Source organism: Peribacillus sp. NPDC058075, from assembly GCF_042885195.1.
Classification (GTDB): Bacteria; Bacillota; Bacilli; order Bacillales; family DSM-1321; genus Peribacillus.
In genome coordinates this window covers 1293055-1310329 of sequence record NZ_JBHVSL010000001.1, presented here as the reverse complement: position 1 = coordinate 1310329, position 17275 = coordinate 1293055, and the positions used below count along the sequence as shown (strand labels likewise).

Annotated in this window: 14 protein-coding genes and 5 pseudogenes; 8 read left to right on the top strand and 11 right to left on the bottom strand. The window is 37.6% G+C overall.

Annotation, left to right across the window (positions count from 1 at the left end; genetic code table 11):
• Positions 1-383: 383 nt before the first annotated feature.
• Positions 384-1412 (bottom strand): zinc-binding alcohol dehydrogenase family protein, encoded by a 1029-nt coding sequence (locus ACFVS1_RS06620; RefSeq protein ID WP_352920639.1) that lies wholly within the window; start codon positions 1410-1412, stop codon positions 384-386.
• Between the two features lie 99 nt (positions 1413-1511).
• Between ACFVS1_RS06620 and ACFVS1_RS06615 the strand changes: the two genes are divergently transcribed.
• On the top strand, positions 1512-1676 hold the full coding sequence (locus tag ACFVS1_RS06615) for a transposase (protein WP_352920637.1): 165 nt from the start codon (positions 1512-1514) through the stop codon (positions 1674-1676).
• Positions 1677-1902: 226 nt separating this feature from the next.
• Positions 1903-2208: a hypothetical protein gene (locus tag ACFVS1_RS06610; protein ID WP_352920635.1), complete on the top strand. Its 306-nt coding sequence runs from the start codon at positions 1903-1905 to the stop codon at positions 2206-2208.
• A 611-nt stretch (positions 2209-2819) separates the two neighbouring features.
• Here the strand turns inward: ACFVS1_RS06610 and ACFVS1_RS26875 are convergent.
• The 4 genes and pseudogenes from ACFVS1_RS26875 to ACFVS1_RS06590 form a co-directional block, all read right to left on the bottom strand.
• A pseudogene (locus ACFVS1_RS26875) lies at positions 2820-3425 on the bottom strand (IS4 family transposase); the annotation flags it as partial.
• A 19-nt stretch (positions 3426-3444) separates the two neighbouring features.
• Positions 3445-4068 (bottom strand): nitroreductase family protein, encoded by a 624-nt coding sequence (locus ACFVS1_RS06600; protein ID WP_387545831.1) that lies wholly within the window; start codon positions 4066-4068, stop codon positions 3445-3447.
• A 334-nt stretch (positions 4069-4402) separates the two neighbouring features.
• Positions 4403-4696 carry a putative quinol monooxygenase gene (locus tag ACFVS1_RS06595; RefSeq protein WP_352920631.1) on the bottom strand — a complete coding sequence of 98 codons (294 nt, stop codon included), beginning with the start codon at positions 4694-4696 and terminating at the stop codon, positions 4403-4405.
• 176 nt (positions 4697-4872) lie between these two features.
• Positions 4873-5068, bottom strand: a pseudogene (locus tag ACFVS1_RS06590) (type 1 glutamine amidotransferase domain-containing protein); the annotation flags it as partial.
• 312 nt (positions 5069-5380) lie between these two features.
• Here ACFVS1_RS06590 and ACFVS1_RS06585 point away from each other — a divergent pair.
• Both ACFVS1_RS06585 and ACFVS1_RS06580 read left to right on the top strand, forming a co-directional pair.
• Positions 5381-5878 (top strand): annotated as a pseudogene (locus tag ACFVS1_RS06585) (IS110 family transposase); the annotation flags it as partial.
• A gap of 305 nt (positions 5879-6183) precedes the next feature.
• A complete protein-coding gene (locus ACFVS1_RS06580; RefSeq protein WP_352920630.1) occupies positions 6184-7641 on the top strand; it encodes a S8 family serine peptidase in 1458 nt (485 codons plus the stop codon).
• Positions 7642-8463: 822 nt separating this feature from the next.
• Here ACFVS1_RS06580 and ACFVS1_RS06575 read toward each other — a convergent pair.
• Positions 8464-8691, bottom strand: coding sequence for a hypothetical protein (locus ACFVS1_RS06575; protein ID WP_352920628.1), 228 nt, complete (start codon positions 8689-8691; stop codon positions 8464-8466).
• On the opposite strand from ACFVS1_RS06575, the pseudogene ACFVS1_RS06570 reads away from it, so the two are divergent.
• Positions 8646-8765, top strand: a pseudogene (locus ACFVS1_RS06570) (winged helix-turn-helix transcriptional regulator); the annotation flags it as partial. The gene ACFVS1_RS06575 and the pseudogene ACFVS1_RS06570 sit on opposite strands and share 46 nt — an antisense overlap.
• Before the next feature lie 1021 nt (positions 8766-9786).
• Here ACFVS1_RS06570 and ACFVS1_RS06565 read toward each other — a convergent pair.
• The gene (locus ACFVS1_RS06565; RefSeq protein ID WP_387545826.1) at positions 9787-9939 is read right to left on the bottom strand and encodes a polysaccharide deacetylase family protein; all 153 of its coding nucleotides are present in this window, start codon (positions 9937-9939) and stop codon (positions 9787-9789) included.
• A 340-nt stretch (positions 9940-10279) separates the two neighbouring features.
• Here ACFVS1_RS06565 and ACFVS1_RS06560 point away from each other — a divergent pair, with 340 nt between their 5' ends.
• Together ACFVS1_RS06560 and ACFVS1_RS06555 are read left to right on the top strand one after the other, a co-directional pair.
• Positions 10280-11674, top strand: coding sequence for a cytochrome P450 (locus ACFVS1_RS06560; protein ID WP_352920624.1), 1395 nt, complete (start codon positions 10280-10282; stop codon positions 11672-11674).
• Between the two features lie 86 nt (positions 11675-11760).
• Positions 11761-12015: pseudogene (locus ACFVS1_RS06555) on the top strand (3-hydroxyisobutyrate dehydrogenase); the annotation flags it as partial.
• Between the two features lie 465 nt (positions 12016-12480).
• On the opposite strand, the gene ACFVS1_RS06550 reads toward ACFVS1_RS06555, so the two are convergent.
• Entirely contained in the window at positions 12481-13335 is an 855-nt protein-coding gene (locus ACFVS1_RS06550) for a helix-turn-helix transcriptional regulator (protein WP_387545823.1), read from the bottom strand.
• Between the two features lie 121 nt (positions 13336-13456).
• On the opposite strand from ACFVS1_RS06550, the gene fabF reads away from it, so the two are divergent.
• Complete coding sequence (fabF, locus tag ACFVS1_RS06545) at positions 13457-14692, top strand: beta-ketoacyl-ACP synthase II (protein WP_387545820.1); 1236 nt, start codon at positions 13457-13459, stop codon at positions 14690-14692.
• Positions 14693-14831: 139 nt separating this feature from the next.
• On the opposite strand, the gene ACFVS1_RS06540 is transcribed toward fabF, so the two are convergent.
• From ACFVS1_RS06540 to ACFVS1_RS06530, 3 genes are all read right to left on the bottom strand, one after another.
• Entirely contained in the window at positions 14832-14933 is a 102-nt protein-coding gene (locus ACFVS1_RS06540; RefSeq protein WP_387549220.1) for a hypothetical protein, read from the bottom strand.
• A 135-nt stretch (positions 14934-15068) separates the two neighbouring features.
• A complete protein-coding gene (locus tag ACFVS1_RS06535; RefSeq protein WP_352920619.1) occupies positions 15069-15296 on the bottom strand; it encodes a hypothetical protein in 228 nt (75 codons plus the stop codon).
• Positions 15297-15712: 416 nt separating this feature from the next.
• Entirely contained in the window at positions 15713-16657 is a 945-nt protein-coding gene (locus ACFVS1_RS06530) for a sporulation protein (protein WP_387545818.1), read from the bottom strand.
• Positions 16658-17275 lie beyond the last annotated feature (618 nt).

The window sequence follows — 17275 nt, the reverse complement described above, 5'->3', positions numbered from 1 at the left end:
GTTCGCTTATTAAACGGGATCGTTGTCCCAAACAGCCTGAAACATGGTTATACAAGTAGGGGGTAAACAGTTTAGCTGACAGGATTAAATCCCACGGGTGCGACGTTCTACCCCGACTGCCGTTATATTTAGACCATATGAAAAAAGGTCAACCAGAAAAATCTGGCTAGCCTTATATTACGAACGGGTGCAAGAGTTACAAAAGCAACGCTGCTTGGCGTTGCTTTTGTAACTCAAAAACTTTTGATAAAATTCTTGCCGGTGCTTTCCACTTAGCTGTGAACTGCAGTCGGCCTTTTATTTATTTCCCATTGCTTATAATCGTATCACCGATTTATCGGGCAACGGAATTCTATTATTTTGTACTTTCCACGAACAGGTTTTTAAACAAAACCCTCTAGAACAACTTTGCCAATCGTCCTATTGCTCTCCAATAACTTGTGGGCTTGACGAAGATTCTCTGCTGAAATGGGTTCAAGCACTTCGGCGAGCGTTGTCTTCAATTTTTGATGGTCCACTGCATCAGCAATCCGATTAAGCAACAGGTGCTGCTCAATCATATCATCCGTTTCATAAAGCGAGCGCGTAAACATAAACTCCCACACGAAGGTGACGCTTTTTTGCTTGAGCAGTTTGAGGTCAAGCGGAGAGGTCGGATCATCAATTGCGCATACAACCCCTTGGGGAGAAACGGCTTCGCTGATGCCGGCCCAGTGTTTCTCCAAAGCATTCAGGCAGAAAATGTACGGAACGTTTGGAAACCCAATTGCTTGAAGCTGCGGAAGTAGCGGGTCATGGTGATTGATGGTATAGTCGGCGCCCATTGATCTAACCCAATTGACAGTTTCCGGCCGGGAAGCAGTCCCGATTACAGTAAGCCCCGCTTGTTTTGCAAGCTGAGTGGCAATGGACCCTACACCCCCGGCTGCCCCAATGATCAGCAGGGACTTTCCTTCATTGGCACGCGGATCTTGGGAAATTAACATTCGGGTAAATAACGCTTCCCAAGCTGTGATAGAGGTTAGAGGAAGGGCTGCGGCTTCCGCGAAATTCAAGGAAGCCGGCTTGCGTCCAACGATTCGTTCGTCAACCAGATGATATTCACTGTTTCCTCCTTGTCGTGCAATACTACCAGCATAAAAAACTTCATCTCCTGGACGGAACAACGAGCAATCCGGTCCCGCCTCTTCAACAATTCCTGCTACATCCCAACCTAAAATTTTAGAAACTTCTTCAACTTTGTCTTTAGGCGCCCGCACCTTGGTGTCAACCGGATTGACCGATATGGCGACTACTTTAACCAAAATGTCACGACCCGTCGCTCTTGGTTTCTCTATAACTATGTCTACCAGGCTTTTTGGATTTTCAATTGGAAGGTATTGGGTAAGTCCTACCGCCTTCATTGTATCCATGATAAACCACATCCTTTCCTAAACAGTATACCCTATGCAAGTAATGACTTATAATAGGGTTTGACATTCTAATACTACCATCTTTCATACAAAATAAATGTGTTTTTTGTTCTATTTCATGAACTACTTTTTAGCCTGCTCTTTCTTCAGGCGCTTTATGGACTGTCTGATGATGCAGTGATAGAGAACGCCCGGGTTAATCTTGCTTATAAATGGTTTCTTAGATTAAATCCGGAGGATATCCTGCCGACCCTTCCCAATTAAGCCAGTTTAGAAATCACCGGCTTGGAGCCGATAATGTAGTAAAGGTTGTAGATGCCATCATAAATCAATGTATTGATAAAGGGCTGATTAAATCAAAGTCTATCATCCTAGATTCCACCCATTCTCTTATGAATGCATCCAAGCAAAAGCGAATCAAAGTATTGACGAAGTAGCGAACAGGTTAATATGAGCTGTTAAAAAGAAAAATAAAAAGGTATATCAGGAATTGCCTACTTTACCCAAGCTCGAAGAAGCTTCCGATGAAACACTTCCCAAAGAAATGCTTCATTATCTGGCTGAACTCGTCGAAATGGTCGATGAAAAAATCCCTTACGCCAAAGGCACCATAAACGAAAAGATGACAATTGCCAAACAAATTGTGGAAGACGAATGCCTATTAGCGAAAAAGGGAATTCAGTCTGCCATGGATCCCGATGCCCGCTTTGCCTGGAAATCCACTACCAAAAATTTCACGGGATATAAAAGCCATCTCGCTTTGACTGAAGAAGAAATGATTACGGGGTGTAACTGAACGCCTGGAAATAGAAGATGATGGGAAATAGCTCAAATCCCTGGTAGAAGCAAGCCAGAAACATTCCCTTGAAATTGAAAATGTATTCGCAGATCCAGCCTATTCAGGAAAAGATAACCTAACGTATCTTCAGAAGGAAAAGATAAAAGCCTATATCCCATTGAATCCATCTGTTTATGTTACACGTGAAGAGGCCCCTTTTAGGTACGATAAGGAAAAAGACCAGGTTCAATGTCCAGCCGGACAGTGGACCACCAGAAAGGCAAGAACCGGGAAAAAGCAAAACCTATTCGATTTCAATTAAATCCGAAGAACATAAAAGGCAGATGAAATTCCTTGAATCGGATGACGACAAGGAACGGAAAAAGGTGCGCTTGCGAATTGAACATAAGAATGCGGAAATGAAAAGGGTTCATGGATTAACCATACCGTGGTTTATTTGGCATGCGAATACTAACTTGCCTGACTGCATTCACGGTCAATGTGAAAAAGGCCTCCCAGTAACCTGGAGGAGGCTTTGAAAGTAAAATAAGAAAAAAGAGCGTTGCTTCTTTGTTTACTTTCAGAAAAGTCGAGCAAAGAAGTCTTTTTTTTTTGCTTTTTCCGCTTCTCTTTCTCAAAGAAGATCTCAATGTCCCAGCGCAGCCATAAATACGGACGAGTTCTTGTTCGGAAAGCGTACAATCTGTGCTGAGAATCGCAAGCCACTCGCTCATGTTATTGCGATTTTGAACAAAGACCACCTTGACAGAAACACCATTTGCCATTGTTGTATGAATAGAACGCAAAATGCTTTTCTTATCGGAAATAGGTGCGGCAACTTTATACAATTCTTTTAATGACAGCCTTTGATTGTTCACCAAATAGCGTTAATTGGTTGCCTTGACCATGCCAATCACGTCAAGAACGATTTCAACGATGGATTGTATAAGAGGTTGTTGAGTAAACCAAGTATCCGTTAACACATATTCAGCTGATACACCTGCTTTTAATGCTCGTTCAATCATGCTTGGAATAAGTGATGGAGCTGTTTCTAACGCTTCTAATCGACGTTTATATCCAAAGCTTCGTTTATCGATATCGTTAGATAAGCCATTAATTTGCGAGTTCTTCGAACTCAATAGTGTGAAATCAAGAGGCATAAAAGTAACCCCATCTGACCAACCCAAAGTGAGCATACGAAATCCTTTATAAAAACGTTTGATTAAAGAAGAATGTTTACGTGTGAAGTTTGAGTTAATGAAATTTAACAATCTTGTTCAAATCAAATCGATGATGAGGATAGCCTTCACTATCAGGTTTTCCTATAGGAAGGATTCCTGCGAATTGCACATGTTTAGGAAGTTCTAATAATTCCCTTACCTTGTCTTGGTCGAATCCAAGCATCGGATTACTTGAATACCCATACCCTTGAACAGCTAACATGAGGATACCAAATGCAATGTTCGTTTGAGTTAAACCCCATTGGCCGCGTTGTTCAACACTCATACTATTAAAGAATGCTGATAAATTGGCTACTTCTTCTTCTTTTTGCTCCCCAGAAAGACCTGGATGAACAGTATCTCCAATATTTGCAAGTATATCTTCCATATCACTAGTTACCACAATTACCGCTGGGGCTGATGTAACCTGTTTTTGTCCATAAGCAGCTTCTTCAAGTTTATTCTTCAGATTATCATCTGTTACCACATGAAAACGCCATGGTTGAAGGTTCCATGCACTAGGGGATAGTCGTACAAGTTTAAAAATATTTTGAAGATCTTGTTCGTCTATAGGTTGCTGTATGAATTTACGAATACTGTGCCGTGATTCAATAGCTTGTTGAACGGAAATTGTTTGTTCTGTCGTTTTACGCGTCATGATAATCATCCTTTTTATCGAATTTACATATATATTGTACCCATTCTTAAAAAAAGAAACAAAAAATTGCTTGGTTTTTTATCTTTTGAGAATAAAAGATGGAGAAATCTTTTATTCATAATAATTGAGATGTTAAATTTTTAGCTTTTTCAATTACTGCTGTGTAATGTCTTTTTACATCATCCTTTTTCGTTCATGATTTCTTTACTCGAGATTGGCATGTCGGCCATACATTTTTTTGGTATTAAATCCCTTTTTTCCATAAATCTCAGTATGACAGCATCGTAGAAAAGAATGAAGCACCGCTCATTTGTTGAACGGTGCTCAAATTACTTTATTGAAAGATCTTTTGTAAGCGATAGACTTCACGTGTATCAAGTAAAGGAGCTATGTTTTGTCGATATTCCTGATAATGATTCGATTCCATATGGAGCTTAAGTGATTCTTCGTCTTTCCATGTTTCATAAAATACGAATACTCCCTTATCTTCCAGCGATTCATGTAGCGTATATTCAATACACCCTTTTTCGGCACGTGAAGGTTGGATCACTTTTTCTAATTCTTCCCGAAGAACTTGTTCTTTTCCTTGTTTTGCTTTTAAAATCGCATTAATCGTAATTGAAGCCATGATGACCTTCCTTTTATCCAGATTTTTTACTATGTTTCCAAACATACAATCCTAATTTATAGAGAGTTTCTTAAGATTTCTTTTACATCGTCTCTCTTTAACGGGACGTAACTGCCGATCGTTTCGGCAACCATTGCTCGATCAGCCATCAGGTCAATTTCTTTAGCATTAATGTTAAAGTCGGAAAGTACATCTCCTTGTAAACTTCTCTCATCAATTGGTACCGCCAAGAGGACTTGCAACTGTAATCTCAAATCCTGCCTTGTCAAATTCAGCGTATGCTTCGCCAAATTCAGATAGCCAAAGACCCGTTTTATGTTCCTCGTTCATTTTATCAGCCGTTGTTACGACCATTAATATATGTTTTTTCATTATTTTTTCCTCCTAGCGTGTTATTAGTAATATTCCTAACAAATCGTATTGTATTACTAAATTATGTATAATACAAATTAGAAAATAATCCTTATGGTATAAAAAAATTTATAGTTTATAAATAGATATGGTCCTGATTCATTTAGTTCGTTTTACTCTTATAGTATCAATCTTATCATTTAGCTTTATTCCATTAAATGGCCCGTTAGCATTCCTGTAGAGCGTTGAATATCGGCTTTGAAAAAAACAGAGCTCCTCAGTATGATGAGAGTACACACAAACCAAAACTCATCTTAAGGAGGAAGCTCTACTATGAATTTTAAAATGCAAAACAAACAAAAACAACTAATTGAAAGAATCACGAATCGTCATCTTGTTGTAGGAATTGATATTGCACAACAATTTCATGTTGCTCGAGCAGTTAACTATCGAGGAATTGTGGTCGGTCATCCTCTAACCTTTGAAAATAACGATGAGGGTTTTACTAAATTTCTAAGTTGGATCAAAGAACTTAAACGAATAAACCGTTTAGACACTGCCATCGTGGGCATGGAACCTACCGGTCATTACTGGTTGAATCTATCAAAATGGTTATTTGAACAAAACGTTGAAGTTGTTACCGTAAATCCGCACCTTGTTAAAAGGAATAAAGAGAACCGAGATAATACCCAATCTAAGAGCGATAAAAAGGACGCTCTCGTCATCGCTGATGTAGTGAAAAATGGCTATTATACATTGATTTATCATAGCCCAGAATCCATAGAAAAACTTCGAGTCCTTATGTCTAACAGGGACATGATCGTTATTCGTGAGCATTATCTATTAAACTGAGGGAGTTCATTAAGATTTATTGTAGAGTTGAAATAAATAATGCAATAAGGATTAATGCAAAAGAGGAAAAGTTTAATTTTTCTCATCCTTTTCACGTAAATCAATCATTCTATTGTAAATTCGTTTGATCAATAATCTTATGGAACTATCTTGATCCGATAATTCCATAAGAAAAATAGCTGACAATTTCAATAATATGAGAATTATTAGGAAAACTTGGAATTTGAGTTGTTGTATATTAAGATAGTAAATGATGAATATTTTCCATATATAGGAGGAGACATATGAAAAAGAAAATTCTACATACGGTACTTTCGATTGCAGTAGGAGCAGGGATACTATCCGTTGGTGGTGTTCCTATCCAAGCTAAGAGTCAAAATCAGGAGATGAATGACACTTACGCAATAGCTTTTAAAAGTGGATTACCAGAGAATTATCAAGAGGTAATACGGAAAGCTGGTGGTAAAGTAACCAAAGTTCTTCCCGAAGTTGGAGGAATAGAAGCTCAATCTGACGAGCCTTCTTTTCTTAAAAACCTAAAAAATAATTCTTCAATTGAAGCTGCAAACAGAGAAATTCCCCTAACCTTAAACAAAACAGCAGTCAGCCCTTATAGCTATGAGTCTAGTATCATCAGCCAGCAAAATTCAGAGAGTTATTGGGACTCCCAATGGGATATTCAAAGGGTGACCAACGGCGGGAAATCATATGATTTAGAAACAGGCGGATATAAAAATAAAGATGGCAGTATTACTCATAAAGCAGTGGTGGGAGTGATTGATACTGGAATTGATGAGTCTCATCCTGACTTAAAGAATAATATTATAGGTGGACGTAATCTTGTTCCTGCTGGAATGGATGAATCTGAAACAGGTGATCCTACTGATATAAAAGATCGCAATGGGCACGGTACTCACGTTGCCGGAATCATTGGGGCAAATGGTAAAGTAAACGGAGTAGGACCAGATTTAGGAATCCGATCCTATCGCGTTTTATACTCAGAACAAGCCCTTGGATTGCCAACTTGGATTATAGATGGAATAATTGCAGCAACAAATGACAAGGTAGATGTTATTAATATGTCTCTTCGGTTCTATAATAATACCAAAATGACAATTGAGGGAGAAAGTTATAAATCAGTCGCTGAAACGTTACTTTGGAAGAGAGCCATTCAATATGCAGTAAAGAATGGAGTAACTGTAGTAGCCGGCAGTGGTAATGAAAGTTTAAATTTAGATGACAAGAAGGAAGTAAACGAATTTTTAAATAAAATGTATGAACCATATGGGATGAGCGTGAAAGGGCCTGCAACTGTGGTTCCAGCACAGATGCCAGGAGTTATTAATGTGTCTGCCTCCACAAAATGGTCCACCCAACAGCTTGCTTTCTACTCTAATTATGGAAACAGTGCTATTGACGTGGCAGCTCCTGGAGGAGATTACGGGCCTAAATATGCAGAAACCAATGATCCTGCGGCGGCTGATCCAAGTAACTTAATCCTAAGTACTTGGCCTACCTATTTAGGTACTTCATATGAATTTAATGCTGGCACTTCTATGGCCACTCCTCAAGTAGCTGGAATTGCAGGAGTTATTAAGGCAGCTCATCCGGAGTATAAACCTGCACAAGTAACAGCACGTATTAAGCAAACAGCTCTTGACTATGGAAAGAATGGACAAGATGCTTTATTTGGTTCAGGAGAAGCAAATGCTTATAGAGCATTAGAAAATATAAAGAAGTAGCTTATGTTTCTAAATAAAATGAAATATTAAAAGTACAAGGAAAGATTCTTGATCAGCATCTGCCACACGAACAGTAATTGGGAAAAATATATTCATCAAAAAAGGCTTCTTTACTCAACAAAAAAACGATATGCCCGAAATATAAAAAAAAACAGAAACACATAAAATGCGTGACGCCATATTCTAATTAACACAACTCACCAGTTAAAATTCATCCCAACTTAATTGTTGGGATTTTTTTGTTTTATCTTCATTACAATTTTTATGTATCGGTGTCAACTTATATTAAGAAACCTAACACATTATATTACCCTACCAGGATGTAAAGCTTCAAGAGTGTAAAGTTCCCTACGACATTAAGTGGGCTAGGTAACATAATCCCTCCAGAACCTACACGTATATTTTTAGTTTGTGAAGCTGCATGTACACTTAATAAATCAGGAGATGTACTGATTTGACTAGTAGTATTGTGGTATCTTAGTATACCAGTATCTGGTGTAACCCAATTGTTCGGTTAACCTAACAACCTCTGTCATATTGTTAAGACTATCAGTAGGATTGCCATGCTGTAAACGTGAACGAAATCTAATATAAATAATCTTAAACTTTGTTCATGCATTGTTGAAATCATTGGATTTACTCCTTTTGAATAAAAATCAGCATATATATGTGCCTATGCGATTATGGAAACTCAGCATAAATCCGCGCCTTAACTCATACCTGTCCCCTTGGTAAGGTTGTAATAATCCTTTCTTTCATAAAAGGAAAGGGCCGCCCCTTCCAAAAATAGCGGTCATTTTCTCCCTTAAATCCTTAGAGGTTTTATAAATGTTGGCGTTCTCCAGTTTGTGCTGCTTTTTCCACTGCATCAAGAAGCTGATGAAGTTTTACTGCATCCGCAAAACTAGTTGTTAGGGATGTTCCTTCTTGTATATCTTTAGCAAACTTACTGTGCGCCTGAGCGACATTCAGAACAAACCCTGCATCGTTTTTAAGGGAATCCGGTATATCCAGAGGTTCCTCCTCGTGTTGAATATTCGTTGACCTCAAAAGGAGAGGAATTCATTCCTATTATTGATTTGATGGAAGAATTCGGAAAGAAGTTTGGAGAGCAAGTAGATTAATTAAGACAAACGTTACCCCAATACCAGAGAAATTAAAAATAATGGCTCTTTTCGTAAAGATTGTTGTTTTTAAAACAAAACGATGTAAGTTTGATTGGAGCGGAAGTGCGAGACTCCTGCGGGTGCAGCGGGACCGTTGAGACCCCACAGGCGTTTATGCCGAGGAGGCTCACCGCCCGCCCCGCGGAAAGCCAGCATCTGGAGGGGAAATCAACCACACCGCACTACTTGGTAAATAGCAGTAAATAGCAACAAAGTATGCGAAAACAGCCAAAATAATAAAAGGTGCACTCAGTAGAGGCACCTTTTATTTTAATTCAAATGTATTTTTGGAAATCTATAAATAGCCATACTGTTTTGAGGAATTATGCGTACCATTCCGCTAAGCTATCCGGACCCGTTTATATTGTAATTCTGAGTGCATAAAATACATTATTTAAATATGAAACTGGATTAAATCCTTCTTGGTTCCATAAGAATGCTGCCTTAAAGACAGCTTTGACCTAAAGCTAACGCACCCGCTAGTTGAAAAGAGTGAAAGTTAAATTGTACCCTTCATTCTAACTACTTTCACACCTAACTCAGATTTAAGTTCAAGCATTGCTTTTTTTAATAAAAAGCTATTGCTTGCTTGTTACTTGGTGACACACGAAGGTTGTATTCATCAACTCCATTGTTTTTAAAGAACTTCAATCATAAATCACCCAATTAGTTTAGTATCTATCTCCTTAAACTTTTGAATTATATATGATGTTTTTCTTGTTTTCCGTACCCAATTGCTTATAAACAATATTAAGTACTTTTCCCTTGGTTATAAAAGAAAAAGCGATTACCTGGTATAGGAACCGCCTTCAACCATCTTTGCAAAGTCATCAAGAGTAGTTGAATACTTGATATAAATTCGTGGTAACAGATAAAGCTCATCTTTAATGCCCTTCTTAGAAAATAGTTCAGGAGTTGTCGTAGGTCCAAACAAATAATATTTCTTCGTTTCTGCTACGACTTTGTCATTAAAATTTCCTTATGGATACGCAAGAGCAATAACTGGTTTGCCTGTTATTTTTTGATTATTATCTTTTAACCCTTTCAGTTCATATTCATAATTTTCTATTTCCGTCAAATCTGGATGTGTAGCAGTATGGGACTGGATTGAGATCATACCCGAATCAGCCATCATTTTTAAATCCGATTTCAATAATCGGTTTGAGCGACCGATAAAGTCAGAAATAACAAAATGGTACCACTTGGTTTAAAACTTCCGTATTTAAGTTTTTGAAAGATAGCAAAGGCATTCAGATTGTTTCCATACATTCCTGCTTTCATTAGTAAAAGAAAGTGACAACCATGGATGGGTGCCTTTACAAATTCATAAACACATTGAATTCAAATTGATTAACTATCTTTTAAAAATATTGTATTTGTTGGTCTTCATATTAACAACCTGTCCAAACCAATCAATACTTTCCTCATAGAATGAATACAAGTAATAATACCGAAATGGAGGAAACAAACCAGTGAGTGACACAGATTTTTCAAAAGATTCTCTAGGACCAAAAGGAAAATTCATTACTGGCCATTCAAAGGAGTTTATTTCAGATACACTTGGCTTTCTTACCCGATTAGCAAATGAATATGGAGAAGTTGCAAAAATACGTTTTGGACCTTTCCATAATGTTTACCTTATTTCAAATTCAGATTTAATTAAGCAGGTACTTGTAACAAAAAACAAATCCTTCTTGAAATCAAAGGACTTCTCTGCTTTAAAACCAGTAATCGGAGAAGGCCTTCTTACAAGTGAAAAAGAAATTCACATGCGCCAAAGAAGGCTTATTCAACCCGCTTTCAAAAAGTCTCATATTAGCAATTATGGTCAGGATATGATTGATATAACAATGGACTATATTTCCACTTGGAAAAACAGAGAAGAAAGGATTATTACGAAGGATATGATGAGCCTTGCACTGGGTATTATCAGCAAGACCATGTTCAGCATGAGACTCAAAGAAGGATATGGCATCCTCGGAGAACCTATAGAAGCCCTCATGAGAGTTGCCGTTAAAAGAATGCGAACACTTCAAATGCCATTATGGGTTCCAACTAAAAACAACCGTGAATATAAAATGGCGAAACAGAGACTTGATAAGATGATTTATAGCTTAATTGAAAAACGCAGGACAGAGGCAGAGAGACATGAGGATATGCTTGGGATTCTAATGGATGCTCGAGATGATGAGGATGGCTTAGCTATGACAGACAAGCAGATTCGTGATGAGTTAATGACCATCTTCCTTGCCGGTCACGAAACAACAGCAAACGTGCTTTCCTGGACTTTATACTTGCTTTCCCAAAACCCTGATGTGGAAACTAAACTTTTCAATGAAATAGATAGCGTAATCGGCAACCGTAATCTAACACCTGGCGATTTTATGAAATTAACATACACACAAAATGTTATCCATGAATCAATGCGCATATACCCACCTGCCTATATCATACAACGGGAAGTGGCGGAGGATGTGGTAATTGGAGGGTATCTTTTTAAGAAAGGCGATATGATCCTGTTAAGTCAGTATGTGATGCACCACAAGCCTGAGTATTTTGATAATCCAGATTCCTTTAAACCTGAGCGATTTGAAAACAACTTTATGAAAACCCTACCTCCGTTCGCTTACTTTCCATTTGGCGGAGGTCCGAGAGTTTGTATCGGTAATCATTTTGCAGTGATGGAAGCTGTGCTTGTCCTAGCATGCATTGCTCAACGATATCGGATCAGGCTGGCGCCTGACCATCATGAAGTAAAGCCACTGCCGTCTATTACACTCAGACCGAAGCGTGGATTGCGCATGGTAGTCGAAGAGAGAAATATAGGAGATATCCAACCAGAAAATTCTGAAATTCAAAGGAATTAATGAACAAAATTGTCACACTACACATAGGGAAGATTCCCCTTAGTTCCATAAAAAAGACTGCTGCATCAACCCTAGTTTTTGAAGTAAACCAGCTAGGCTTCGACACAGTAGATAGTGGTCCTTTAAGTGATTCGTGGAGACAACAGCCAGGAACTCCTGCATACAGCACAGAACTAACAAAAGCATTGGAAAAAGCTAATAAAGAAAAAGCCCCATACCTACGGGATAAGGTAATAGAGAAGTTATCAGCTTCTAACCTCAAACCCCTCTCAAGTAAAGAAAGTGTGAATATGAACAGAGAAATATATAAATCATCAAACAAAAAGGTGCACTCAGTTTAAAGTGTACCTTTTTACATATCCATATATCCCCATAAAATTGTTGAAAAATATGTTTGCCTCTTTCCTTTTTGCCGCCAAACAATCCAGAATATTATTTGTATTTCTGAGAGATTACAAAAGCCCTTCCAGTCCTATCTCAATTTTTTTCAAAACAGAATCTAAGTATGATTGTGTTTTAAATCCCTCTGCTGCTAACCTCCCTCTATAAACATTGATATATCAACGAGGAAAATGTAGCGGAAGATTTAATCAGAGTATTGAAATTCAAGTTTTTATTACCCAATTTGCATTATCCCGGAAAAGCATGAAATGACTGCTTTACTTCGGCGAAGATTGCGAATTTAAGGCTGGATGATAAAATTAGTCCTATAAATTAATAGGCAAAAAGGGCTTTACTAATTGTTGATCAGTTTGGGTAAGGTGTGACCCTGATAATCTATCTATAAATGGCAGTGAATATGCTATTTATGAACTTTCAATGGAGATTTTCTTCATTAATCGTTTTAATTTATCTTCTGTAGCTGTTCCCTCTACTGGTGTATAGATACTGCACCTTAAGTCCATGTCCCCCTGGACTTGGAGAGAAGTTAAATTAAACAGCATCTTTCCGGCTTTAGCATGTCTAAATTCAATCATCATTTCTGGAGCTTTGCTCACTTGACTTTCTTGCCATAAAGATTGAAATTCCGGGTGAGAATCACTCATTTCTTTAATAAATAAGTTATACCACTCATCCCCTAAGTAGTGACCATAATAGGCACGAAAAATGGCCAGAAATCCTTTAACAAAATGCTCCCAATTCACAGCTAATGCTTTTAATTCTTTTCTTGTAAATATTAGATGGATCAAATTTCGTTGGTCGTCCGGGAGTTGTTCAAAATCTAAAAATACATGAGAAGCAGCATTATTCCACCCTACAATATGACAATGTCGATCTGTAATGATAGTAGGGCAATACGTTAACTCAGCTAAAATTCTCTCCAAAGAAGCACTAAGTTTTGGCTGATCCTTCTTTTGATGAATAATGGATGATTTCACTTCTAAAGCTAAATCATATAGATACTCTCGTTCATCATTATTTAATTGCAGAGCTGTAGATATGCAATCCAATACGCTTGTAGAGACCTTTATATCCCGACCTTGCTCTAGCCACGTATACCAAGTAGTACTGACTCCCGCCAAATGTGCAACTTCTTCTCTTCGTAAGCCAGGTGTTCTTCTCCGTGTACCAGCAGGTATACCTATAGATTCAGGCTTAATTTGGGATCGCTTCGTTTTCAAAAATGAAGACAAAGCTTCAAGTCTGGTTTTATCATTCATTTCTAAGTCCTCCAACATAACAATTTAACCGGGTAGTTATTATACCAGGATAAACGCTCACTTGTAATAGGATAACGCCAAAGTATAATACAAGTATACTATTCATTTGGGGTGATGAAAAATGGAAAGAGTCGTTATTACCGGAATGGGAGTAGTCTCTCCTATTGGAAACAACGTAGAAAAATTTTGGAGAAATCTGACTGAAGGTAAGTCAGGCATTTCCTCTATTGATACATTTGACGTAAGCAACCATAAAGCAAAAATTGCAGGAATTATTCGTGATTTTAATGCAGATGATACTTTAGGAAAAAATGAAGCCCGCCGTCTAGATCGCTTTTCTCAATTTGCTTTGGCTGCTGCCGAACAAGCTTGGACTGATTCTAAATTAGATATGGATGATATCAATCTGGAAAGACTTGGCGTATATGTTGGTTCGGGGATAGGAGGAATTGAAACATTGATTGATAATGTGGATACCCTTCGAGAGAAAGGTCCAAGAAGAGTCAGTCCAACCCTGGTACCAGCCATGATTTCTAATGCTGCTGCAGCCCAAATTAGTATCAAATGGAACGCAATGGGGCCTACTATGTCACCTGTTTCTGCTTGTGCGATCGGTAATACAGCTATCGGTGAAGCATTCAGACTTATTCGCTTTGGAGAAGCTGATGCCGTTTTTGCAGGAGGAGCAGAGGCAGCTATAACAGATTTATCTTTAGCTAGTTTTGGCAATGCTACAGCATTATCAACGAGAAACGATAATCCAACTAAAGCTAGCCGTCCTTTTGATGTAAATCGAGATGGATTTGTCATGTCAGAAGGAGCAGGAATTTTAATCTTGGAATCTTTGTCCCATGCTTTACGTAGAGATGCAAAAATTTATGCAGAAGTTATTGGGTATGGTGCAAGTTCTGATGCCTATCATATGGTAGCTACACACCCAGAAGGTAAAGGAGCCTATCTTGCAATGAAAATGGCTTTGAAAAACGCAAAAATTTCTCCTGAAGAGATTGATGTCATTAGCGCTCATGCAACAAGTACAGAAGTTGGAGATCGTTCTGAGACACTAGCAATAAAAAAACTATTTGAATCAAAAGCTTATCAAATCCCAATAACAGCTAATAAATCTATGCTTGGTCACATGTTAGGAGCAGCCGGAGGCGTGGAAGCAATTGCTTTGGCAAAAAGTTTACAAGAAGGAATTATTCCTCCAACCATCAACTTAGAAAAGCCTGATTCATTATGTGATTTAGATTATGTACCGGGTATTGCCCGTAAGGTGGAAATAAGTACTGGTCTATCCAATTCATTTGGTTTTGGAGGACATAATGCAGCAATCGTTTTAAAAAAATACCAGTGAATTAACTTTCGCATCGTATTTTTAACATTAAAGATCCTCAAGAGAAACTTTAGTTAGTTACCTTAATGGATCTTTTAGGTAATTAACTACGAAAAAGCCCTTTTTTCATCAATTAAGGGCTTGTCTCTTGTTCATTAAGTCATATTTCCCAATTACCTTTTGATAAATCGACTAATTTAGTTAACAAAACAGTTAAGATTCCTTGTCCACGATAGTTTTCTGAAGTAAACATTTTAGTTATATAATGCTTATTTCACTCTTATTGGTATTGCACCACAAGCAATCATTCTTCATTATCTTTTTTCATCAATAATAAACAAGGCTAATTTTTTATTCGATTAAGAAAATGACCACAAAAAAGATCTAGTGCAAATGACTAGATTTTCTTTTTAATATCTTCCCTTATCGATTCAATGATTGTACCTGATAAATTTGCTGGAAGAGATGAACCATCCTCAAAAACCCATGTATTAATTATTTCAAGATCTTCTTTTTTTAAAGTAATGCTATAATCTTTACCATTGTGAGTAAAATCAGCTGTAACCGATTCTTCACCATCAAACTCGTCATCAATAATCATATTCTTTATTTCATATGGCTTCACGATGTAATCTCCTTTTTATCATTCTTGTATATAGAATTGGCTTTATATGATTGTTTATTCATTTTTTTCACGCTAAATCAAAAACCGAAGGGTTATATTCAGGAGATGAACGCTTTACTACGGTGAAGAATGGAAATTTCAGACTGTTGATAAAACCTGTCTTAATATAGGAGTATTAATAGGCAAAAAAACTACGGTTTAGAGGAAAATCGGAGCATATGCAAAAAGAAGCACGTTGCACTATTAAATGTGCCCTCCTGGCAAAACAACATTAAAACAAGCGTTACTTACTGATCAAAGTAAATAACGCTTGACTACCAATCCTTACCTAAGTAATGATTAGTGGGTACTATTTCTTTTCTACAAAATAAACAAACTAATAATATTGGTTGATACAGGACTATCTAATGGCTTACTTAGGATTCCCCATCCTCACTATCAAAAAATGAATCAAATCCTCCATCAAAATCTTCTGCTGCTTCTTCAAACATTTCCCCAACATCAAAACCATCCATTATCTCAGTAAATAACATCGACCCTAAAACACCTACTGCTAATCCACCAACCATTCCAGGTATAGCGTTTCCTAATTGGGAAGCGCGACCATGATGATGGTTTGTGGAATAAGAGAACGGCTGTGTAAAAGCATAAGGTTGATCCATTGCTTCCGATATATATTTTCCAAGTAGTTTATGAAGATCGGCTTCATGCTCGAGAACATCCTGATTTAAATAAAACTCACGTTTTGCTTCAATTTCCTTATAGCCGCTTTTACAGTCAACTTCCATCCAGACCCGGATACCTGATTCTTCATTGGCAAACCTCATTTCAACTTCATTTACCTGTCCCATGAATTGTTGAGTGGGAAAAAAAGCAAATTCCTGTCCATATTGGTCGAGTTTACCCGAGTTTGCTGTCTCGCGAAAACCTAATTGAGACATTGCATTAAAAATGGATGAGATGGATTTCTGGGATTGGATGACCAGCCGGTCTACATCTTTACGATCAACTCCGCCCTCAATATCAAGATGTGTATCCAGATAGTATGAGACAGTTCCTCTTGAAATAGGTATATTCGTAGGTAGAACGTAATGAAACGGAATGACCTTACGCTCTTTGGGGTGAATACAATCTCGATTAACTAATGGTATATGGGCCACTTCCTTAGAAACGCTTCCTTGTTTTAATACCACATTCATCATCAACCGGATAGTCAATTGATTGATTTTCTGTTCCACTTCACCACCTTGAATGACTACCTCCCCTTGGACGCTTTCTCCAGCTTGATAATTACGATTATCATATTGTAAATCTACACTTGCTGCCCCTTTTCCTAAGCTTGCTAATATTTTTTTGAACATGCTTCCTCTTCCCTTCGTAAAACCTCTATTAGTTTCTATATGTAAAATGGGGTGTAATAAGAAAGAACAAGGAATCTTTTTGGATTTCATGAGATTTCTTAATTATCCCTGATAGTATTACGTCGAAAAATGAAATTGGTTTCAATTGATTTTATCGCAGTAGGTGATCTGCATATGATAATGGAGTACATCATCCTTGTTCTGAAGCTGGTGGTGTTGAACGATTGGACTTTACTTTTCATGAAATAGGTGATGAACCAAAGGATGTTCCACTGACCGAATACAGCAAGTTAGGGTCACCCATTGAAAGATGGTTGTATAATGCATTGTTGATGAAGGGCTATTAAACATAAGTGAAATTTGGTTCTTATCGAATTAGCCTTTGATAAACCATCGATTGAATGCGGTGGAATGGTGTATCACTCTTCTCAGCGAAAAAAAGGGACATGTGAAAGAAAGATACTTATTTGAGGAACAGGGTATAAAGGGAGGCGAATATTATAGATTATTGTTTATTTAGGTGAAATCCAGCAACTGTACGACGAAGCATTGAGAGAGAGTTTAATTTTCACTCAAAAAAATGCAAGGGGCTAGCTATTTTGAAATGGTTTAAATTCC